General features: G+C 42.9%; 15 protein-coding genes and 3 tRNA genes. 16 read left to right on the top strand and 2 right to left on the bottom strand.

The genetic code is table 11. The annotated features are described in order from the left end of the window. Nucleotides 1-181: 181 nt before the first annotated feature. Complete coding sequence (locus NXG62_RS06415; RefSeq protein WP_427114115.1) at nucleotides 182-3,613, top strand: pyruvate carboxylase; 3,432 nt, start codon at nucleotides 182-184, stop codon at nucleotides 3,611-3,613. Between the two features lie 100 nt (nucleotides 3,614-3,713). Here the strand turns inward: NXG62_RS06415 and NXG62_RS06410 are convergent, their stop codons facing one another. Continuing rightward, entirely contained in the window at nucleotides 3,714-4,907 is a 1,194-nt protein-coding gene (locus tag NXG62_RS06410) for an MFS transporter (RefSeq protein WP_427114114.1), read from the bottom strand. A 201-nt stretch (nucleotides 4,908-5,108) separates the two neighbouring features. Here NXG62_RS06410 and NXG62_RS06405 point away from each other — a divergent pair, with 201 nt between their 5' ends. Genes NXG62_RS06405 through NXG62_RS06375 form a run of 7 tightly spaced genes read left to right on the top strand, consistent with a single transcriptional unit; the run spans nucleotide 5,109 to nucleotide 12,595 of the window. Beyond that, nucleotides 5,109-6,041, top strand: a complete 933-nt coding sequence (locus NXG62_RS06405) for an ABC transporter permease (RefSeq protein ID WP_427114113.1) — start codon at nucleotides 5,109-5,111, stop codon at nucleotides 6,039-6,041. Between the two features lie 3 nt (nucleotides 6,042-6,044). Next, a complete protein-coding gene (locus NXG62_RS06400; RefSeq protein ID WP_427114112.1) occupies nucleotides 6,045-6,959 on the top strand; it encodes an ABC transporter permease in 915 nt (304 codons plus the stop codon). Then, nucleotides 6,956-7,954: an ABC transporter ATP-binding protein gene (locus NXG62_RS06395; RefSeq protein WP_427114111.1), complete on the top strand. Its 999-nt coding sequence runs from the start codon at nucleotides 6,956-6,958 to the stop codon at nucleotides 7,952-7,954. Before NXG62_RS06400 ends, NXG62_RS06395 begins: the two co-directional genes overlap by 4 nt. Continuing rightward, entirely contained in the window at nucleotides 7,941-8,912 is a 972-nt protein-coding gene (locus NXG62_RS06390; protein WP_427114109.1) for an ABC transporter ATP-binding protein, read from the top strand. Before NXG62_RS06395 ends, NXG62_RS06390 begins: the two co-directional genes overlap by 14 nt. Continuing rightward, nucleotides 8,909-10,492 (top strand): peptide ABC transporter substrate-binding protein, encoded by a 1,584-nt coding sequence (locus NXG62_RS06385; protein ID WP_427114108.1) that lies wholly within the window; start codon nucleotides 8,909-8,911, stop codon nucleotides 10,490-10,492. Before NXG62_RS06390 ends, NXG62_RS06385 begins: the two co-directional genes overlap by 4 nt. Nucleotides 10,493-10,498: 6 nt before the next feature. Beyond that, nucleotides 10,499-11,437: a S66 peptidase family protein gene (locus NXG62_RS06380; RefSeq protein WP_427114107.1), complete on the top strand. Its 939-nt coding sequence runs from the start codon at nucleotides 10,499-10,501 to the stop codon at nucleotides 11,435-11,437. Between the two features lie 18 nt (nucleotides 11,438-11,455). Next, nucleotides 11,456-12,595, top strand: coding sequence for an amidohydrolase (locus tag NXG62_RS06375; protein ID WP_427114106.1), 1,140 nt, complete (start codon nucleotides 11,456-11,458; stop codon nucleotides 12,593-12,595). A gap of 253 nt (nucleotides 12,596-12,848) precedes the next feature. Here the strand turns inward: NXG62_RS06375 and NXG62_RS06370 are convergent, their stop codons facing one another. After that, a complete protein-coding gene (locus NXG62_RS06370; RefSeq protein WP_427114105.1) occupies nucleotides 12,849-17,150 on the bottom strand; it encodes an acyl-CoA dehydratase activase-related protein in 4,302 nt (1,433 codons plus the stop codon). A 425-nt stretch (nucleotides 17,151-17,575) separates the two neighbouring features. Here NXG62_RS06370 and NXG62_RS06365 point away from each other — a divergent pair, with 425 nt between their 5' ends. The 8 genes from NXG62_RS06365 (at nucleotide 17,576) to NXG62_RS06330 (ending at nucleotide 23,558) form a co-directional block, all read left to right on the top strand. Beyond that, nucleotides 17,576-18,946 (top strand): NCS2 family permease, encoded by a 1,371-nt coding sequence (locus NXG62_RS06365; protein ID WP_427114104.1) that lies wholly within the window; start codon nucleotides 17,576-17,578, stop codon nucleotides 18,944-18,946. A gap of 123 nt (nucleotides 18,947-19,069) precedes the next feature. Beyond that, nucleotides 19,070-19,915 (top strand): polyamine aminopropyltransferase, encoded by an 846-nt coding sequence (speE, locus tag NXG62_RS06360; RefSeq protein ID WP_427114103.1) that lies wholly within the window; start codon nucleotides 19,070-19,072, stop codon nucleotides 19,913-19,915. 198 nt (nucleotides 19,916-20,113) lie between these two features. Then, nucleotides 20,114-20,189 (top strand) — tRNA-His (locus tag NXG62_RS06355). 2 nt (nucleotides 20,190-20,191) lie between these two features. Then, a tRNA-Gln gene (locus NXG62_RS06350) sits at nucleotides 20,192-20,266 on the top strand. A 5-nt stretch (nucleotides 20,267-20,271) separates the two neighbouring features. Beyond that, a tRNA-Lys gene (locus NXG62_RS06345) sits at nucleotides 20,272-20,347 on the top strand. After that, nucleotides 20,337-20,765, top strand: coding sequence for a hypothetical protein (locus NXG62_RS06340; protein WP_427114102.1), 429 nt, complete (start codon nucleotides 20,337-20,339; stop codon nucleotides 20,763-20,765). Before NXG62_RS06345 ends, NXG62_RS06340 begins: the two co-directional genes overlap by 11 nt. 87 nt (nucleotides 20,766-20,852) lie before the next feature. Then, nucleotides 20,853-23,015, top strand: a complete 2,163-nt coding sequence (speC, locus tag NXG62_RS06335) for an ornithine decarboxylase (RefSeq protein ID WP_427114101.1) — start codon at nucleotides 20,853-20,855, stop codon at nucleotides 23,013-23,015. Between the two features lie 96 nt (nucleotides 23,016-23,111). Continuing rightward, a complete protein-coding gene (locus NXG62_RS06330; protein ID WP_427114100.1) occupies nucleotides 23,112-23,558 on the top strand; it encodes a universal stress protein in 447 nt (148 codons plus the stop codon). The last annotated feature ends 237 nt before the right edge of the window (nucleotides 23,559-23,795 follow it).

The following is a 23,795-nucleotide window of genomic DNA, read 5'->3' as shown; positions in this document are numbered from 1 at the left end:
TTAATGATGTATAACTATTCCTTGTGTAAATACAAATTGTATACAGTATTAATGTAAAGCAAGTAATAATCTTACTTGTAAAGTTACTATATTTTGGTATAATTAATTCCATAATGAAAAAATATGACAGGAATTTCTTGTCCAATTTTCATTATGTGAAAATGAAGTGGAGGGACTTTGAATGAAAAAAATTCGTTCGGTTTTAGTTGCAAATCGAGGGGAAATAGCGATTCGCGTTTTTCGAGCATGTAATGAACTGGGGATTCGTACGATTGCTATTTATTCGAAAGAGGATTCGCTGTCGCTTCACCGGTTCCGTGCCGATGAATCTTATTTGGTAGGCGAAGGCAAAAAACCGGTCGATGCGTATTTGGACATCGAAGATATTATTAGAATTGCCCATGAGCATGAAGTGGATGCTATTCATCCTGGCTACGGCTTTTTGTCGGAAAATGCCGATTTAGCGAAACGGTGTAATGAAGAAGGCATTGTCTTTATTGGTCCGAAGGTGGAACATTTGGTCATGTTTGGGGATAAAATCAATGCCCGTATTCAAGCTAAAAAGGCGGGAATTCAGTATATTCCCGGTAGTGATGGTCCCATTACGGACTATTCTGAAGTGGAACAGTTTGCCAATGACTATGGTTTTCCCATTATGCTCAAGGCTGTTAATGGCGGCGGCGGACGCGGCATGCGTATGGTTGCTAAAATGTCTGAACTGAGAGATGCATATGATAGAGCCAAATCAGAAGCAAAATTGGCTTTTGGCAGTGATGAAATATATTTGGAAAAATGTCTTGTTAATCCAAAACATGTAGAAGTACAGATTATCGGTGATGAATATGGTAATATTGTTCATCTTTTTGAACGGGATTGTTCTATTCAGCGCCGACATCAGAAGGTTGTTGAAATTGCACCGGCATTTTCACTGCCGGCATCGGTACGGCAAGGATTATGTAATGCTGCCTTGCAGATTATGAATAATGTAAAATATGTCAATGCGGGTACCGTGGAATTTTTGGTAACACCGGATAATAACTTTTACTTTATTGAAGTAAATCCTCGTGTGCAGGTGGAACATACAATAACAGAAATGATTACGGGTATCGATGTGGTCCAGACACAGATTAAAATAGCCGAAGGGTATGCACTGGACAGCGATGAAATCGGTATTTATGGGCAGGAATCTGTTCAATGTCGTGGGAATGCCATTCAATGCCGTATTACGACGGAAGATCCGATGAACAACTTTATGCCTGATTCCGGAAAACTCATGGTATATCGCAGCGGCGGCGGTTTCGGTGTTCGTTTGGACAGCGGCAATGCCTATACAGGAGCGGTTATCACGCCGTATTATGATTCGCTGCTTGTAAAAGCAACCACATGGGGATTGAGCCATGCCATTGCCGTGCAGAAAATGATCAGAACGTTGAAAGAATTCCGTATTCGCGGAGTAAAAACCAATATCGGATTTCTTATCAATGTATTGAGTAATCCTCTTTTTGTCACGGGAGAATATAATGTAAACTTTATTGACGGTCATCCGGAATTATTTAATCTTCCGGTAATTCACGATCGTGGAACAAAACTTTTGAAATATATAGGGGAAACTACAATTAACGGCTATGCTGGCGGTCCGCAAATCAAACCGCAGTTTGAAGCGTTGGAAATGCCGGCGAAAGCGAGCGGTGAATATCCGCAGGGGACAAAGCAACTTTTTGACTCCATGGGAGCTGAAAAATTCTCAAAATGGATTATGGATCAGAAAAAAGTTTTGTTTACGGATACAACGATGCGGGATGCGCATCAGTCTCTTTTTGCTACGCGGGTACGGACGATTGACATGCTGCGGGTATTGGAAACTTCTTCGAAGAAACTGCCGAATTTCTTTTCTTATGAATGCTGGGGCGGTGCTACATTTGATGTTGCGTATCGTTTTCTTTACGAAGATCCATGGGAACGGCTTCGCCAGATGAGAGAAAAAGCACCGAATATCCTGCTTCAAATGCTGATTCGGGGTGCGAATGCCGTTGGATATACAAGTTATCCGGATAATGTGGTAAAACAGTTTGTGGAACTATCCGCGAAGAACGGCATCGATGTTTTCCGTATTTTTGACAGTTTAAACAGTCTTGATAATATGGCAGGCGCTGTTCAGGCTGTTCGTGAAACAGGAAAAATCGCTGAAGTTGCATTATGCTATACGGGAGATATTCTCAATCCAGCCCGTCCAAAATACAACTTGGATTATTATGTGACAATGGCCAAAGAACTGCAAAAAGCAGGTGCCAACATTATTGCTATCAAAGATATGGCAGGGCTGCTGAAACCAGAAGCGGCATATTGTCTTGTTTCAGCATTGAAGGATGCAATTGATCTTCCGATTCATCTCCATACGCATGAAGGTGCGGGTAATGCGGTATATTCGTTGGCTCGTGCTATTGATGCGGGAGTGGATATCGTCGATGTTGCCTATTCTTCCTTTGCCAACGGTACCAGCCAGCCGAGTATGAACAGCCTGTATTATGCATTGAGCGGTAATGACCGTCAGCCTGATTTGGATATCGAAGCGATGGAAGAAATGTCGCGGTATTGGGCTACCGTTCGCCCGTATTATAAAGGGGTAGACAAAGCGGATCCTTATCCAAATACAGAAGTATATATGCATGAAATGCCGGGCGGGCAATTTTCGAATCTGCGCCAACAAGCAAAAGCAGTAGGACTTGGCGCTAAATGGAATGACATAAAAAAGATGTACCATCGTGTTAATATGCTGTTTGGTGATATTATCAAAGTAACGCCTTCTTCTAAAGTTGTCGGTGATATGACATTATTCATGATTCAAAATAATTTGACGGAAGATGATATTTTCGAAAAAGGAGATATTCTTGATTTTCCACAATCTGTGGTGGAATTCTTTGAAGGACGGATCGGCATACCCTATCAAGGGTTCCCAAAAGAATTGCAGAAAATCATCTTGAAGGGAAGAGAACCCTTAAAAGAACGCCCCGGGAAAAGTTTGGCACCCGTAGATTTTGAAGTAGTACGTAAACAACTGCAGGATGCAGGATACTTGCATGATGATGAAGCAATCAATGCATATTGCCAATATCCCAAGGTGTTTAAAGATTACAATGAAATCATTAAAAAGTACGGAGATGTCAGTGTGCTGGATACACCTACCTTCTTCTTCGGTATGAGCAAGAATGAAGAAATACGGGTTGAAATTGAAAAAGGCAAAGATCTAGTCATCAAATTGATTAATATTAGCGATCCTGATGAAAGCGGCATGCGGACGATTACCTTTATGTTCAATGGCGCGGAACGTGAAATCCAAGTGATGGATAAAAATGTTGATATGAAAACCGTATCTCGCAAAAAAGCAGATCCGGATAAAGCGGGAGATATCGGAGCGACATTGTCCGGTTCTGTAGTAAAGGTACTGGTGGTTAAAGGACAAGCTGTCAAAAAAGGGGAACCCTTAGTTGTTACAGAAGCAATGAAGATGGAAACGACGATAACGTCTCCGATTAGTGGCACTGTTGGTGAAATTTATGCGACAAAAGGAATGCCGATTTTGAGTGGCGATTGCCTTTTAGAGGTAAACGAATAGTAGTACAAGATACAGTAAAAAACGCTGTCAAGGATGAAAATCCTGGCAGCGTTTTTGCCTTGTCATATCATGTGAAATATTGGCGTGTAAGCAATTGTTTTTACATGCCAATATACTCGCGGCGATGTTTTCTCGATAGGAGGCTGATGGCAATTAAGATAAAACCGGCAGCGATAAAAACAAATTTGATACCGATGAAGGTAGCAATTACACCACCTAAAATAGGTCCGATCATAGCGCCTATTTGCTGCGCGGAAAACATAAGTCCAAAGATTCGTCCTTTTGTATGAGAATCGGTGTTTTCCGCTAATATTGCATTAATAGAGGGATTGATTCCGGCAAAAAAAAGGCCGACGGCGAATTGGCTGACTGCAAATAGATAAAGATTATTTGGCAATGCCTGTAAAACCATACATATACCGGCTGTAATCAATGCCCAAGAAAAAGAGGTAAAAAAACCTTTATGCTGACCGAAACGCCCCCAGAGAGGAGCGGAAATAGCACTGGCGAAGCCGCTTAGAGAAAAAACCAAGCCGGAAACTAAGACAAGTTTATCAATATGTTGGGCCATACTGGATATATAGGTAGTAAGGATAGGCTGCAAAATTAAAATGACCATTTGTACAAATGCAGCATAAATGAGCATATTTCGCAGCAAAGGGACTTTTAACAATCCCCAGGAGCTTTCCGCTGATGTATTTTTTACAGGTGTTGTAGATCGGTCTTCTTCAGGAGGTTCTTTGATGACGAATATAAAGACCAGGCAATTTAGAAATAAAGCAGCAGAGGCCAAATAGAAAGACATGCGCATACCGAATAATTCTGCTAAGATACCACCGAATAAGGGACCAATAATTCCACCGGCCGTCATGACTCCTTGCATTATACCTAAGCATATACCTATTTTTTGACGCGGTGCATAGAGTGTCATGATAGCTAATTCCATAGGCCATAAGCCGGCTGCAAAGCCTTGAAACATACGCATGAATACAAGCTGCATCGGTGTTGTGACAATGCCGCCGAGAAAATAACTGATAGATAATAGTAAACTGGCACGTATGGCCATGAGTTTTTTTCCTTTTTTATCGGATAAGCGTCCCCAAATAGGTGCCATGACGGCACTTACTGCAAAGGTAGCAGAAAAAACAACACCGGACCAGATGTTGACAGAAGCTGGATCGACACCCAATTCACGCGTTAGATACATGGGTAAAAAAGGGATAAGCATAGTATAGCTTGCCGACATAAATACTATATTACAAGATAATATAGCCAATACAATTTTCCAATTCATTTAATCACGCTTTCTATAAGAATTTGATTCATCATCATTTTGGTATAGAAACTATTATGGAACAGAATGCGGCAGTTTTCAAGCTTTATTATTGTTAATATAGAATTTTGTATCAATTAAATTGAAAAAAGGGAGCAGCAACTATATAATAAATCATATGCATATACTGTTTTATATTTTATGAGGGGATAGGAAACGTCTATGATTTTATATTTAATGAAACGGTTGGCAGGTGCCTGCGTTGTTCTTTGGGTTATTATTACCATTACCTTCGGACTGATGCACGCGATTCCGGGCGGCCCGTTTACACAGGAAAAAAAATTACCGCCGGCAGTTGTCGCTGCAGTGGAGGAACGATATCATTTGAATGATTCTCTAGCAACTCAATATTGGGATTATATGAAACATGCGGCTGTTTTAGATTTAGGACCTTCTTACAAATATCCGGGGAAAACAGTGAATGATATTATTGCAGAAACCTTTCCCGTATCTGCCGAATTAGGATTCATTAGCTTGTTCTTAGCCCTGGGCGTGGGGGTGTGTGCCGGTATGGTGGCGGCTTGGCGTAAAAACAGCTGGGTCGACTATAGCATGATGATTTGTGCTACCTTGGGAGTTTCTGTACCTAGTTTTATTATTGCGGCCATTCTTATTCAGTTGTTTGCCTTTACGTGGCCTATCTTGCCGGCGGCTATGTGGCATGGTCCGTCGTATGTTGTGCTTCCGGCACTGGCACTGGCGGCACAGCCGACTTCTTTTATTATGCGATTGACACGATCCAGCATTCTTGATGCACTGGCACAAGATTATATTAAAACGGCACGTGCGCGTGGGGTGGGGACCCGGTCGCTTTTGATTCATCATGCCCTGCGCAATGCGCTGCTTCCTGTTGTCAGTTATGTAGGACCGTTAGCGGCTTCGCTTCTGACGGGAAGTTTTATTGTAGAATCTATTTTTGCGATTCCTGGGTTGGGACGTTATTTTGTTACGAGTATCTACAACCGTGATTATACAATGATTTTGGGAATTACTATATTTTACAGCTTTTTGATTATCATGATGAACTTAGTTATCGATGTGATATATCCCATGGTTGATCCCCGCATTGCGTTGCAGAAACGGAAGGGGGAATAAAATATGAATACTCATGATTTTGAACCAGTAGATCCGAAATGTATTGTTCCGATTAGGATACCACCGCAAACTCTCCGAAGCAGGGGCTGGCGGCAAATGAAACAGAACAAGCTGGCTCTTTTGGGATTAGGCATTGTGGTCATTATGACTATTATTGCAATCTTTGGCCCGCTGGTTACCTCGTACACCTATGATGATCAAGATTTTGCTATGGCCAATGCGTATCCTAGTCCTCTTCATTGGTTTGGTACGGATTCATTGGGACGGGACCTTTTGGTGCGAGTTTTATATGGAGCTCGCATCTCTCTTTCGATTGGGCTGGCGGCTAGTTTGATCAATCTTTTTATCGGTGTTATCTACGGTGGAATTGCCGGTCTCGTGGGCGGCAGAGTGGATCGAATCATGATGCATATTGTTGATATCCTATATTCCATTCCCATGTTATTATATGTTATTTTGCTCATGGTCGTATTTAAACCGGGACTGCTCAATATTTATATTGCCCTGGGGATTGCATATTGGCTGAATATGGCTCGGATTGTCCGCGGTCAAATACTGAGTTTGAAGAAACAGGATTATGTGACGGCGGCTCGGTCGTACGGAACATCAACTTGGCATATATTGACGCGCCATATGATTCCCAATTGTATGGGGCCGATTATTGTTACCCTGACTTTATCTATTCCCGAAGCTATTTTTACAGAAGCGTTTTTGAGTTTTATCGGTCTGGGTGTTTCGGCACCGATGGCCAGCTGGGGAGTTCTTACCTCAGAAGGCATCAACAGCATGCGATCCTTTCCGTTTCAGCTTATCTTTCCGGCAGCTGCTTTGTGTATTACCATGCTGGGGTTTATGTTTTTGGGAGATGGGCTTCGTGATGCCTTAGACCCGCAAAATCAAAAGGAGGGAAACAGATGAAGACCGTATTGGATATTCAAAATCTTTCTATTTCCTTTCGTACATATCGTGGTGTTTTGGAAGCCATCCACCATGTTTCCATTGTTGTGAATAAAGGGGAAACCATTGGTATTGTCGGAGAATCCGGATGCGGAAAATCTGTAACAGCGCATGCCGTAATGAAATTGCTGCCGAAGGAAACGGCCATATATTCACCCGATTGTAAAATCATGTGGGAGGGAACGAATATAGTGCCGTTTACGGAACAGGAAATGAATGCATTGCGCGGTCAAGACATGTCCATGGTTTTTCAGGATCCCATGACGGCACTGAATCCGGTACTTACGATTGGTGATCAAATTTGTGAAGGGCTGGTTCTGCATCGGAGAATATCACAGCAACAAGCTAAATACGAAGCGGAAGAATTACTGCGTGCCGTAGGAATTACAGCTCCGGAAAAACGATTGCGTCAATATCCTCATGAATTGTCGGGCGGCATGCGGCAGCGCAGTCTTATTGCAATGGCACTGGCTTGTTCTCCCCAACTGCTGTTTGCTGATGAACCGACAACTGCGTTGGATGTGACGACAGAAGCCCAGGTTTTATACCTGCTTCGTTCTTTGCAACAGAAGCTGGGGATGGCTATCGTGCTTATTTCTCATAATCTGGGCGTTATTGCACAAATGTGTCGTCGGGTATATGTCATGTATGCGGGGTGTGTTGTAGAAAGCGGCATGGTGGAGGATATTTTCGATAAACCGGCTCATCCCTATACAAAAGGTTTGCTTGCTTCATTACCGGATCCGGAACACAAAGATAAACCGCTGCAGGGTATTTCCGGGCAAGCACCGGATTTATTCCATTTGCCTGATGGATGCCGATTTTATCCTCGCTGCAGACAGACCATGCAGATCTGTATGAGACAAGCGCCTCCTTGCTATGATGTAGGAAATGGACATCAGGCTGCCTGTTGGCTTTTATGTCCGGAACGGGGGAATGATAATGACATTACTTGATATTCAGCATTTGACAAAAGAATTTGTCATTGAAAGTGATTGGCTGGGACGGCCTAAAAAGATTTTAACGGCAGTGCATGATGTTTCGTTAGCTATTGAAGCGGGGGAAACAGTGGGACTCGTTGGGGAGTCGGGCTGCGGAAAATCAACATTTGCCCGTACGATTTTGGGATTATATAAAAAAAACCACGGAACTGTCTTATATAAAGGGAAAAATATTGATCATAATGTTGTTTATGCTGATTTTAAACGTCATGTGCAAATGATATTTCAAGACCCTTATGCATCGTTGGATCCGCGGATGACAGTAGCCGACAGTATCAGCGAACCCTTACGCAATTATCATATGTGTGCCAATCGCCAAGATATGGAGAAACGAGTATTTGAATTGCTGGAACAGGTAGATCTTAATTCCGAAGCGGCCCAGCGCTATCCTCATGAATTCAGCGGCGGACAGCGTCAGCGGATAGGTATTGCCCGGGCGTTGGCCCTAAATCCTGAATGTATCTTTTGTGATGAACCTATATCGGCCCTTGATGTTTCTGTTCAAGTACAGATCGTTAACATGCTCAAAGAGTTACAGCAGCGGTTTGGTTTAGCCTATCTTTTTATTGCCCATGATTTGTCTATGGTTCATCATGTAAGTCATCGGATCGGAGTCATGTATTTGGGGAAATTGGTTGAATTAGGACCAGGAAATATCGTTTATCATGATCCGCTGCATCCCTATACACAATCTTTAATAGCAGCGATTCCTAAACCGGATCCCCATGCGGTGCCTGCCGTGCCGACAGGCGGAGAAGTTCCCAGTCCGCTTTCGCTGCCGTCAGGCTGCGTATTTCATCCGCGCTGCCCCTATGCAAGTGAGCAGTGCCGACATGAATCTCCGGTATGGCGCGAAGTGCGACCGGGACGGTTTGCAGCTTGTCATCATGTACGAGGAGGCGATGCCGTATGAAATGGCACTATGTACTTGCCGTCATGTTGAGCGGGTTCGTTCTCTTTAGTGCAGGATGTTCGACAGTTACTAAGCCTGACACTGTAATATATGTGTTGGAAGCGGAACCTTCAAGCCTCGATCCGGCAATGACGACTACCTTACCGGAAAATGATACGGAACTGCAGTTATTTGAAGGATTAACGCGTCTTGATGAACAGGATGACCCGCAGCCGGCATTGGCAAAAAGCTGGGATATCTCAGCGGATGGAAAACTATATACGTTTCATCTTCGCAAAGGCATAAAATGGAGCGATGGTACACCTATTACTGCACAGGATTTTGAATATTCCTGGAAACGGGTCGTTGATCCCGATACAGCCTCAGAAAATGCGTATATGATGTTTCCTATTGAAAATGCGGAAGCGTATTTTAATAGAAAAGCGACAGCCGATGAAGTTGGGGTTAAAGCACTGGATGAACATACATTGCAAGTGCGATTAACGTATCCGACCGCTTATTTTCTTAATTTGACAGCCGTACATTGTTATTATGCTGTACCGCAAAAACTGGTGAAGGCGCATCCGCAAACATGGGCATCGGATGCGAAAGGAATGATTGGCAGCGGACCCTTTAAAATCACCAAGTGGATTCATTCCAGTGAAATAGATTTTGAAAAAAATGAAAACTATTGGGATGCAAAGAGTGTACGCTTATCTCATATGGAATTTCCCATCAGTGATTCGCAGGCGACTCGACTGATGTTGGTAGAAAGTAATCAAGCTAATATCACAGTGGAGCCGCCGCCGGCAGATCAAACCCGCTTGGAGAAAGCCGGATTATATAAAGTGGCACCCTATTTGGGAAGTTACTATTATGTATTTAATGTGACGAAACCTCCTTTTGATGATGTGCGTGTCCGTAAGGCATTTGCCCTGTCGGTACAGCGGGAGGCACTTGTCCGGCATATTATTCGCGGTCAAAAACAGGCGGCCTATGCATGGGTTCCGCCGGGATTAAAAAATCCGGCTACAGGAAAAGATTTTCGTGAAGAAGGCGGAAATCTGACAACAGAGGATGCGGTACAGGCACGAAAACTTTTGAAACAGGCCGGCTATGATACCGATCATCCGCTGCCGGAGATAACGATTCTTTTTAATACCAATGAAATGCATAAAGCAGTGGCAGAAAGTTTACAGGCCATGTGGAAGAATGCATTAGGAGTACAAGTGTCTTTAATGAACCAAGAGTCCAAGGTGTTCATGGCGACGCGCAGTAAGGGAGACTATCAAATAGCTCGAGCCAGCTGGATAGCCGATTATATCGATCCGATGAATTTTATGGAAGTTTTCTCCGATGAGGAAAATGATGCGCAATATCATAATAAAGCATATAATGAGTGGATCCACCAAGCTAAGGAAACAAACGATCCGGCGGTGCGTATGGCCGACCTGCATCGGGCCGAACAAATTCTTTTTGATGATTGTGTTATTATCCCCATATATTATACGACACAGCCTTATGTAGCGCAGCCTTATGTAAAAGGCTATCATTGGCTGCGGCTGGGCTTGGTCGATTTTAAGAAAGCATATATTGAATAGGGTGAAATGATGAATACATATATAATGGGACAAGGACTTACGCCGGGCGATACGATTGCTATTGTTGCCCCATCCGCTCCGTTGGCCGGCGAAGAGCTGCAGAAAAGTCGGATTTTTCTTGAAACCTTAGGGTACCATGTGGTATTGGGAAAAACCGTGACTTCCGACTGGGGATATTTAGCTGGCAGAGATGACATACGGGCAGCGGATATAAATGCGGTTTTTAAAGATTCTCATATTGATGCCGTTATTTGTTTACGCGGCGGCTATGGGGCAACGCGGCTTTTGGATTTACTTGATTATGATAGTATAGCGGCTCATCCAAAATTATTTATCGGGTTCAGCGATATTACAGCACTTCATACTGCGCTGCACGAACGGTGCCGTATGGCTACGATTCATGGGCCTATGGCACTGACGCTGGGCCGCAAAGTTACAACCCAATATACGCTGCGGCAATTTGCTGCCGGACTTATCCAGCCAGTTCGACAGGGCCCCTTTTTGCTGCCGCGGCGCGCTGCGCTGCGGGGACTTGTCCCCGGTTTTGCTCAGGGAACCGTATGCGGTGGCAATATTTCTGTGTTAACGGCGATGATTGGCACCCCGTATGAACTTCAAGGAAGAGGAGAATTGCTTTTTCTGGAAGAAATAGGGGAGGATGCCTATGCTATTGACAGAATGCTGCGGCAAATGGAACAATCGGGACTCATAGATCGTATTCAGGGAATTATTTTTGGTGAATTTACGAGATGCGGACCTCGTATAGAAGCTCCCTTTGAATTTACCGTGCAGCAGATCATTGCACAATATGCAGAACGATGGAATAAACCGGCACTTATGGGACTTCCGGTGGGACATGGAAGACAAAACGGCTGGCTGCCGCTGGGTGTTAACGCATCTATACAAATTGAGAATAATGGAAAGGCACGGTTTATTATAGAATAAGTAAGATGGGGTGATACCATGGATAAAAAAACAATGAAGGACATAATTGAACATAAGGTAGAGGAAATGCAGCCTGTGATTTACGGCATTGCTGAATATTTGCATAGTCATCCGGAAATAGGCACGGAGGAAAAAATGGCCGCAGACTATTTATGCCATATTTTGGCAAAGGCAGGTTTTCTCGTAACCCCCCTGGTTCCCGAAAAATTTCCGACTGCGTTTCACGCGGTTATCGGAAACGGACCGTTTCAAATGGGTTTTCTCGCTGAATATGATGCACTGCCGGAAATAGGACATGCTTGTGGTCATAATTTGATTGCCGCCATGAGTATTGGTGCGGCTATTGCGTTTGCTGCCGTAGCGAAAAAAGAAGCGACGATTCACGTGTACGGTTGTCCGGCGGAAGAAACGGAAGGCAGTAAAGTATATATGAGTGAACAGCATATTTTTGATATGCTGGATGCCGCTGTTATTATACATCCTTCTCATGAAACCGCCATTGGCGGTACCTCCTATGCTACCCATCCGCTGCAATTTACCTTTACAGGCAAAAGTGCCCATGTTGCCGATCCGGACTATCATGGGATTAATGCATTAGATGCGCTGGTGGATTTTTATGGTCGATTGAAGCAACTGGATGCGACTTTTACGGAACCTCACATCATCGGTGCTATTATTACGGAAGGCGGTCTTGCACCTAATATTATTCCGCATCGGAGCGTATTAAAAGCAACTATCCGTGCACTCAAAACAGAATATCTGGAATATACGATGTTGCCGCAGATTCGTAAATTAGCCCAACAGACGGCAGAAGAGCACGGTACGGCGTTGGAAATGGTTCATTATGAACCCTTGTGCAAAGATATGGTCAATGATCCGCGAATGGATGTATATTTTGCAGAAAATTTCAATCTTTTGCATGAAAAGTTTGCAGTTAAGGAAAATACATATGCTTCAGGTTCTACGGATGTGGGAAATGTAAGCTATGATACCCGTGTCTGTCAGCCGGAAATTGAAATTGGGGAAGATATAGCAGCTCATACACCGGGATTTGCCAGTGCAGCCGGCAGTATGTATGGTAAGTTGCAGGCTCTTACAGGAGCTAAAGCAATGGCAATGGTTGCCGTTGATGTATTATTTGAACCAGAATTCCAGTAATAACATATAGTCGCATATTCTGTATGTGTTGATTTATTTATATACTGGGAAATCGGTTGCTTTTTGTTTTCTGCGTAAAGCGATAAGCTTTAACAATGTGATGTTCGTGGTTCGTTCTCTTTAAATTAGACCTGTAATTGACGACTTTATTAAAAGGAGCTGTAACGAATATATTCGTTACAGCTCCTTTTTGTTACTTCATTTTGATGCAATAAGAGAAGAATCGTACAGTATAACCGCTTACCGTACTTCCTTATTTTTTTACGTTGAGAGAGGCATTGACGCTTCCTTCTTTGAAAAAAGGAAGAGGAGGCTGATCGGAAGTATTTAACGGCTCCCGGATACTTTCAAAAGTGGTAGCCAGCATAAGCTTTAACCGATTGGTTTGATTAACGGAACTGGCACCAGGGTCATAATCAATGGCAACAATACCCGTTTCGGGAAAAGCTGCTTTTAAGGTTTTGATCATTCCTTTTCCTGTTACATGGTTTGGCAGACAAGCGAAAGGCTGCAGACAAACAATATTTTTTGCACCGCGCTTGATCAAATCAATCATATCTCCTGTTAAAAACCAGCCTTCACCCGCTTCATGACCCAAAGATAAATACTCCTTGGCATCATTCGCGATTTCATATATGGAAGTGATAGGATCAAAATGCCGGCTCTTTTCCACCGCCTCTTTATACGGCTTGCGGTACCAGTTCAAGATGCGCACGGCAGTTTTGCTGGCAGTCGATGATAACCAGCTTCCTGATAAGTATTTATGACGGAATTGATTATCAAGGAGTCCGTAATAAAAGAAATCAGCTAATCCGGATACGATGATTTCCCCGCCTTCTTCTTCTATCATACGGACGATGTGATTGTTGGCGATTGGGTGAAACTTTACATAAATCTCACCGACCAAACCAATACGTGGTTTTTTTTCATCACGCATGGGTATGGCATCGAATTCAGAGATCATGTTTTTTATATTTTTTTTGAAAGTTGAAAAATCAGCTTTTTCCAAATCAATGGAACATTTTTCCTGCCATTTTTTTAGCAGCGTTTCGGCAGTCCCTTTGACCTTTTCGTAAGGACGTGTACGGTATAGGACTTGCTGCAGTGCATCTCCATAAATCATACCCATAACCAGACGATGCCAAAAGCCCATATGGGGATTAAATCCCGGTTGTTTGTTCAATCCTTTGGTGTTCAAAGAGATGATGGGAATGTTGGGAAGACTGGCATCGGCTAGCGCCTTGCGCAGCATGCCGATGTAGTTGGTTGCACGGCAGCAACCGCCTGTCTGAGAAATAATGACAGAGGTATGATCCAGATCATAAGTACCGGACTGCAGCGCCGTAATGATTTGTCCCAAGGACATGATAGCTGGATAGCAAGCATCGTTATGAATGTAAGCCAGACCCGTATCAATGGCTTTTTGACCTTGATGAGGAAGGATTTCCATTCTATACCCTTCATGAGCAAAAGCGGCCTTAAACAATGGAAAGTGAATCGGTGTCATTTCCGGAGCTAAGATAACATCTTGCAATTTATCTTCTTTGGTAAACAAGGTTTTCTTATAACTATACGGTGTAACGTCTGCTGTCGGCGGTTTGCGGTGATTCATGACAAACAGCAAAGAACGCAGACGAATACGGATCGCCCCTAAATTGGAACCTTCATCAATTTTTAACAAGGTATGGATCTTATGGCCGCAGGCAAGAATTTCCTGAACTTGATCGGCAACGATAGCATCGAGACCGCAGCCAAACGAATTGAGCTCTACAAGTTCCAAATTTTTTTGCTGGGCAACATACTGGGCCGCCCGATACAGACGAGAATGATAAGACCATTGATCGACGACGCGCAGTACTCCGTCAAATTTTCCCAATGGGGCAATCCCATCTTCTGTAAGCACCGCCAGTCCCAGACTGTTGATCAGTTCAGGGATACCGTGGTTGATTTCCGGGTCCACGTGATAGGGACGACCGCATAATACAATGGCACGCTGCCCTTTTCTTTCTAATGAAGCTAATGTTTTTTTAGTCAGATCATAATACTGCTGCTTATACGCATCTTCTTCGGCCCAAGCAGCTTTTGCTGCCTGTTTTATTTCTTTCTTGCCAATATTCCAGATTTTTAATTCCGCCTGTAAACGGGGAATGATGCGTTTTCTATCATGTAAGGGCAAAAACGGGCACAAATAAGGCGTGTTTGTAATAGACAGTCGTTCAGCCATATTGTTGCGTATTACTTCAGGATAACTCATCACCATAGGGCAGTTAAATGTGTTGTTTTTACTGCCTTCGTCGGGGCCGTTTTGAATACAGGGATAGAAAATACGGTCTACATGTTGTTCCAGTAAATCTTCAATATGACCGTGTACAAGTTTTGCTGGATAGCAAGCGGAATCGGACGGAATCGTATCCATTGATTTTTCAAAGAGTGCCTTGGAGGATCTGTTTGATAGAACAACGCGGTATCCTAAGGTAGTGAAAAAAGTAAACCAGAACGGATAATCTTCATACATATTAAGCACCCGTGGAATACCGACAGTACCGCGCGGAGCCTGTTCCAATGGCGTATAATGATTAAACAGGCGGTTATATTTAAAGGCATACATATTCGGCAGTGGATCATGATGTTTTGCCGTACCGCCGGCTCCGCGTTCGCAGCGATTTCCTGTAATATAGGCATGCCCGTCGTTGAACGTATTTACGGTCAAAAGACAATTATTGGTGCATTTGCCGCAGTGACGGATTGACGTCGCTACGCTGAGTTCATTTAAATTTTGTTTGCTGAGCAATGTCGAGGGTGTCTGATGTTTATGCCATGTGTTTTTTGAAATCAAAGCCATGCCGAAGGCTCCCATCAAGCCGGCAATAACCGGGCGTATGACGGTGCGTCCTAATAATTTTTCAAAAGCCCGCAGTACGGCATCATTATAGAAGGTACCGCCTTGAACAACGATATGGTTTCCCAATTTATTGGGATCTTTGACTTTAATTACTTTATACAGTGCATTTTTAATTACCGAATAGGAAAGTCCGGCAGAAATATCTGATAAGGTAGCTCCTTCTTTTTGTGCTTGTTTCACTTTGGAATTCATGAACACCGTACAGCGGGAACCTAAGTCAATAGGGTGCTTGGCTTCCAAGGCCGCTTTGGAAAACTCTTCGATAGATAAATTCAAGGATTTGGCAAATGTGTCTAAAAAAGAACCGCAGCCGGAGGAGCAGGCTTCATTTAATAGAATATCTTCGATATGTCCATCTTTTAATTTCGTGCATTTCATATCTTGTCCGCCAATGTCCAAAATAAAATCCACATCAGGACAAAAATGAGAAGCGGCTTGATAATGGGCAATGGTTTCTACTTCTCCTAAATCAATGCGCAGTGCTTCTTTCAACAGTGCTTCCCCGTATCCGGTAATGCCGGAATAAGCAATATACGCGCTGGCAGGAAGCCGGTCGTAAATTTGAGAGACAATTTTTTTGGCAGCTTTCAGCGGGCTGCCTTCATTATTTTGGTAATGAGTATAAAGAATTTTATCATCTTCACTCAATAACACGGCCTTGATTGTTGTAGACCCGGCATCTATGCCGAGATAACAAGGGCCTCTATAACCTTGAAGCGGTGCTTGTGGGACCGTGTGTTCGCTGTGACGTTTTTTGAATTCTGATAATTCATCGGGTGAGGCAAACAATGGTTCGATACGGTCTGATTTAGCTAAGGAGGATTCATCGACACCTTTTAACTGTCCCATCAGATTCATAAAAGAGACGGGCTTTTCTTGAAAACTGCCTAACGCAGCACCCATAGCGACATATACTTGTGCATTGTCGGGGGCGATAACTTGTTCTTCTTTTAGATTTAATGTTTTGGCAAACTGCAGACGCAGGCGCGGAAGGAACGTTAACGGACCTCCGAGAAAGCAGACCGTGCCGCGGATGGGACGTCCGCAGGCCAAACCGGTAATCGTCTGCAGGACAATAGATTGAAATACAGAAGCGGCAACATTTTCTTTGCTGGCGCCATCATTCATCAGCGCCTGCACATCCGTTTTGGCAAATACTCCGCAGCGAGCGGCAATGGGATATAAGGTATCGGCATGTTCCGCCAAGGTATTTAAACCGGCAGCGTCCGTATGCAGTAATGTTGCCATTTGATCAATAAAAGCACCTGTACCGCCGGCACAATTGCCGTTCATGCGGTGTTCGTTGCCACCTGTTAAATACGTAATTTTGGCGTCTTCCCCGCCGAGTTCGATAATGACGTCCGATTGGGGGTAATATGTCCGGACGGCCTTTGTACCGGCGATAACTTCCTGTACGAAAGCAATATGTAGATAATCGGCCAGGGCAATACCACCCGAACCCGTTATAGCGATTGTTATTTGTCTGTCCCCGAATATTTCATAAGCATTTTGCAGTAGATCCCATACTTTTTGGCGTATGTCCGTATAATGGCGCACGTAGCAGGCATGTAAGCAATGCTTGTTTTCATCCAGCACAGCAATTTTTACGGTTGTCGATCCAATATCGATACCAATATGTAAAATATTTTGCATATGATTCACCTGTCGGCTAAAATACCGGCCCTTCTATAATCTTGGATACAAGCTTGATAATATCGTATATCCTTGTCTTTATTTTACCTATATTGTAACATATTGTAGCAAAACTGTAACGGTTATTATTTAAAGAAAAACAAAGAAAACGGTAGGAGATCATACTAAATATACTTTTTGCTGATTTGCACAATGAAAAAAACGGTAAAAATCATAAAAAAATACGCAGTACCGGCAGCTTCCGTCAATAAATATGAAAAAAAATGACTGTTTCCTATGATAACAATTGACTTTTGATAAGTGAAACCATAAAATGAGAATATCCATCTGCATATATAACGGCAAATGGAGTCTTGGATTGTCTTTTTGCCTGATGCAAAGGCAGAGACAAAATATTTTAATTATATATATGAGGAGGAGAAGTCATGTTAGAAAAATTGTTTGCCCTAAGCGAACGAAAAACGACAGTCAGGACTGAAATATTGGCGGGATTGACAACGTTTATGACGATGGCCTATATTTTGTTTCTGGCACCATCTCTGCTTAGCCTTGGCGGCATGGACAAAGATGCAGTACTTATTGCGACAGCTTTGGCTGGCGGATTAGTTACGATTGCTATGGGGGTATTCGTTAATTATCCTATTTGTCTGGCTCCCGGCGTTGGTATGCTGGCATTTTATTCGTTTACAGTTGTTATTGGTATGGGCATTCCTTGGCAGACGGCGTTGGGCGCGGTATTTATTTCCGGTGTTGTATTTTTGATTTTGACGGTAACCAGTATTCGGCAGATGATCGTAGAAGGCATTCCGACTTCTATGAAAAATGCCATTACTGTCGGTATTGGCCTGTTTATTACAATTATTGGTTTGAAATTATCAGGGTTGATGGCGATTCGCTTATCTCTTACACCGGGTTCTTTGGAACAAGTGGGAATGACGCATGGAAATTTTGTTCCGGGGGCGGAAGAAACGATTCTGGAATTAGGAACATTAAATAATCCGGAACACCTGCTGGCATTATTTGGACTTGTATTTACGGCGCTGCTTATTGCCCGCAAAATTCCCGGGTCCATGCTCATTGGTATTTTTGGTACTTCTTTGGTGGGCTATGTAACGGGAATTTGTCATCTTCCGGATAACTTCTCTCTTATGGCAATTCCTGATTTCAGCCGTGCCGCATTTTTTCAATTGAATATTGGCGATGCGTTTAATATGGGACTGGTAACGATTATTTTCACATTCACCTTTGTTGAATTATTTGATTCGATGGGGACTATGATAGGAACTGCTACGAAGGCAGGCATCCTGGATCCGGAATCGGGAAAATTTCCCGGTCTGAGCCGGGCATTTTTTACGGATGCGTGTGGTGTTAGTATCGGTGCTTTGCTTGGGACCAGTACGGTAACGGCTTTTGTAGAAAGCGCAGCAGGTGTGGGTGCAGGAGGCCGGACTGGCTTAACTGCCGTAACGTGTGGTATTTGTTTTCTGCTGTCCTTGTTCTTTTCCCCTTTTATGATGTTGATTCCTGAAGCGGCTACCTCTCCGATTCTTGTTATTGTGGGTGTTTTTATGATGGAACAAATACATACCATCGACTTCTCTGATTTTACGGAAGGATTCCCGGCTTTTATGGTCATTGTCCTTATGCCGTTTACTTACAATATTGCCAATGGTGTATCAGCAGGACTTATCTTGTATCCCTTGCTGAAGATTCTTACGGGCAGAGGAAAGGAACTGCACTGGATCATGTATGTGTTAGCCGCCGTTGTCATAGCTAGATATGTTTTTCTTAACTGATGCTTTTTTTGCAGACATCTCCCATGAGCGGTATGGGGGATGTTTTTTTATGAGTAATGTGGTACACTATACAAGACGTATTTTAAAAATATACTTATATAAGTAATGCAGGAGGACCTATACATGAAACAATATGTAACAGAACATCAATCCCCGTACCTTGATTTATCAGCCGAAGTGTCGGACATTTTATATAAGGGAAAATCTGAATTTCAGGATATTGAAGTTGTCGAATCTAAGGAATTTGGCAGAATGCTCGTTCTCGACGGAGTATTCCAGACATCTATTAAAGATGAATTTATGTATCATGAAATGATTGCGCATATCCCGCTGTTTCTTCATCCCAATCCTAAAAACGTATTAATTATCGGAGGCGGTGATGGCGGAGCGGCTAGAGAAGTTGTCCGCCATCGGGAAGTAGAAAAGGTAACAATGGTGGATATTGATGGCAAGGTCATAGAACTTTCCAAAAAATATTTTCCGGAAATAGCGAAGGCCATGTTGGAAAACAATCCTAAACTGACTGTAAAGGTCGGAGATGGCATTGGCTTTATGGCACAGGCGGAAAATTATTATGATGTTATTATTGTAGATTGTTCGGATCCGATTGGCCCAGGAGAAGGCTTGTTTACCTACGATTTTTATAAAAATACCTATAAAGCGCTAAAACAAGACGGGATGTTTGTACAGCAGACAGAATCTCCATTTATGCACCAGCCGCTTATTCAGAAAATATGGAAATCTGTTTCTGAAATATTCCCCATCACTCGTTTATATACTACGTTCATTCCTCTTTATCCGAGCGGAATGCATTGCTTTACTATAGGATCCAAGAAATATGATCCATTGACCTGGAAACCGAATCGCCCGCAGACCTTTAAAACCCGGTATTATAATGAAGGTATTCAACGGAGTGCATTTGTTTTGCCGAATTTTGTTAAAGAATTATTGTATGGAAAAAATAAATAGTTTGCAGTAGATGCCGGAGTGCAATATGGGAGACATACAGGCTGGATAACATAAAAAAAGTACGCTGCAGACAGATTATTTATATTCAAATGTAATAATTCTTAAATTATCTATTGACGAGATTTTTAAGTAATGGTAAAATGTTATACGTTACCGGTTCTTGCGGGTAGGCAGAAACTAGTAGCGTATGATAGTATGGCGGGTATGGTGAAGTGGTTAACACGGCGGATTGTGGCTCCGTTACGCTAGGGTTCGAGTCCCTATACTCGCCCCAATAGGGGTATAGCCAAGTGGTAAGGCACCGGACTTTGACTCCGCTATGCGCTGGTTCGAATCCAGCTACCCCTGCCAAGCATGATCCACTAGCTCAGTCGGTAGAGCACCTGACTTTTAATCAGGGTGTCCCGAGTTCGAATCTCGGGTGGATCACCAGAAGAAAGCCTTTCGGAATAGTATTCCGGAAGGCTTTTTTGTTGAAATGATTTTACATGCTAAGGGGGGAGAATTTACGATACTCTATCTGGGAATCATGCTATCCGGCATTACCATTGATTTTAATACATGGGGAGTATTGGCTGGAATGATACCGAGAATCGTATGGATCCTCTTGTCGGTTATTACGGCAGTACCCTCTTCGCTGTTTGATATAGTTTGCGGCTGCTTTGCTGTAGGGACCGATGTACATTTCCCCCCCTGTATGTCGTTGTTCGTTATTTTATGTTTTGAAAAGAGGGCAATAGAAAGCGTAGGATACAGGCTGGGAAAAAATATGACCGATTATGTTCTGATATATGGAAAAATTTGCAGCTTTGTTTTATATAAACTGCAGATTTTTTTGTATTGTTTTTGAATTATTGTTTCTTTTCTCGGTTATATGTACTACAATAATAGTGTTTTAAAAACAGAATTGACGAAATATATTAGAGGGGGAAATGGCGTGAAGCATTTGAAGATAGCATATACCGATGCTGCCGCTGCGTACTTTGATGTTTTTGGCAGACGTAAAACAGTGAAAGTAGCGGAAACCAATTTTACAGATACGGCAGCGGTTGTTCTGATGCAGCAGGATAAAGCCTATATCGATAAAATAAAAGCTACTTGCTTCGGAATTCCTGTTTTTGTATTAGTAACGAATACGGCAGCGATAGAAAAGAGTGAAGGGGTATATGAGGTCTGTCTCGATGATTCCTTTGATAAGATTGCGTTGAGCAAAGAACTGGAACGTGCGGCTGCAACTTATGAAAATACAGTTTTGCCGCCATTTTTCGGTGAAATGGCTAAATATGTGGACGATCGCAGTTTGTCCATGGCGACACCTGGTCATCAAGCGGGCTCGTTTTTTTGCCGAACACCGGCCGGCCGGTACTTTTATGAATATTTTGGTGAAAATATATTCAGGGCCGATATGAGCAGCTCTGATGTTCGGATGGGCGATCTGCTGATTCATGAGGGAGTTCCTTTTGCGGCACAACAGCATGCGGCCCGTGTTTTTAATGCGGATAAGACATATTTTGTATTGAACGGAACGTCTACTTCTAATGAAATTGTAGCAACTGCTCTTTTGCGTCCCGGTGACTTGGTGCTTTTCGACCGCAATAATCATAAATCCGTATACTATGGGGCTCTTATTATGGCCGGAGCGACTCCTATATATCTGGAAACCGGGAGAAATCCATACGGATTTATCGGCGGCATAGACGACCATTGCTTGGAAGAAAAATATATTCGTTCGCTCATTCGGCAAAGAGATCCGCTGCGGGCGGATGAAAAGCGCCCGTTCCGATTAGCAGTGATTCAGTTGGGTACCTACGACGGAACTATTTATAATGCTCGTCAAATCGTGGATCGCATAGGGTCGCTTTGTGACTATATCTTATTTGATTCTGCATGGGTAGGATATGAACAGTTTATACCGATGATGAAAGAATGCAGCCCGCTGCTGTTGAATTTAGGCCCCGATGATCCTGGAATTATGGTTACACAATCGGTGCATAAGCAGCTTTGTGGTTTTTCACAAGCCTCTCAAATACATAAAAAAGATAGTCATCTGCAAGGACAAAAACGATATTGTCCCCATAAGCGATTTAACAATGCATTTATGATACAAGTTTCGACCAGTCCGTTTTATCCTCTGTTTGCTTCTCTGGATGTGAATGCTAAAATTCATGAAGGACCAGCGGGAAAACGTATTTGGCTGGATGCGGTCAAGTTAGGGATTGAAGTCCGCAAAGATATCTTTCGTGAATGCACGATGATCCATCCTTTTGTACCTCCCGTTGTGCACGGTAAACCCTGGCAGGAAGGTGATACTGAGAAAATGGCCGATGATATTGAATATTTCCGATTTCGAAAAGGGGCAAGCTGGCATTCGTTTGATCAATATGGTGATAATCAGTATTTTGTGGATCCCTGCAAGATTTTGCTGTATACGCCGGGAATCAAAGAGTCTTCATGGGCGTATGAAGATTTTGGGATTCCCGCCGGGATAGTATCCCGGTTCTGCATAGAAAATGGATTTACGCCGGAGAAAAGTGATTTATACTCTATCTTGTTTTTGCTTACACCGGCAGATTCTGCCAGCAAGATGAATACCATGATTACGTTATTGAAACGGTTTGAACGATATGTACGGATGGATATGCCGCTCAAAGCGGTATTACCCGGATTGGTGCGGCAATATCGGGAACGGTATGGGCAATACACAATTCGGCAGCTTTGTCAGGAAATGCATGATTTTTCAAAACAATGGCAGATAAATTGCGTTCAAAAGGATTTGTTTCGCAGTGCCAAGCTTCCTGCATATGCGATGAATCCACAAGAAGCAAATTGGAAATTGGTAGGCAATGAAACGGAATTAATCCCGCTGGAAATGGCTTTAGGCCGTATTGCTGCAGAGGGAGCTATACCATATCCGCCCGGGATCATTTGTGTTGCACCGGGAGAACGCTGGAATAAGACGGCGCAGCGGTATTTTCAATATTGGCAGGAGGTTATCAATCGTTTCCCTGGATTTGAACCGGAAATTCACGGGGTATACTTTGAAAAGGAAATGGGGGAAACGACCAAGCGGGCTTTTACGCAAGTAGTACTTGAAAAATAAATTTTGTATATTTTTTTTGTACTAGCAGGAATTGTATTATCCAATAGAGAATAATAAGTAGTAAACAGGTAATTGAGGAAGACAGGAGGGATTATTATGAAAAAGTATCAAAATATTATTGTTCCTACCGATGGTTCTGTAAATTCCAAGCGCGCCTTGGAACATGCGGTTATTATCGCATCGGCTGTAGGGGCTACGATTACATTGGTCTATGTGGCAAACATCGTATCTGTCATTTCCAATTTTGACCAGATTCCTAATGCGAACGGATATGTAACAGAACAGGTTGCCTTAGATATGGAAGAAGATGGGAAGAAGGTTCTGGAAGACTTTGCTAAAGCGATTCCACAGGATGTTAGTGTTAAAAGTGTGTTTGAAGTCGGATCACCGGGACCGGCGATATTGTCGGTGGCAAAAAAATATAATGCCGATCTTATTGTTATGGGAAGCCGCGGTCTGGGACCACTCAAAGGATTGTTTATGGGCAGCGTAAGCAGTTATGTGGTTACCCATTCTGTATGCCCGGCATTAATTGTAAAATAATTCATATACATACTAAAAGCCTTGTTTCCTTTGTAGGAAGACAAGGCTTTTTTTGTGTCTGTATAATCCCGTTCCTTTTCCTAACAAAAAGAACCATTATCATGGTTCGGGGGATAGATTTAATAGAATATATACATATTGAAGAATATGGCAAACGTAAATTTTATGATATACTATGATAGATGGGAATGAACTAAGATATACGATAATAGTTCGTATATGAAATTATAATTAACA

This window comes from Megasphaera sueciensis (assembly GCF_050219315.1).
GTDB classification, from domain to species: Bacteria; Bacillota; Negativicutes; order Veillonellales; family Megasphaeraceae; genus Megasphaera_A; species Megasphaera_A sueciensis.
This window is presented reverse-complemented; position numbering and strand designations above follow the sequence as displayed.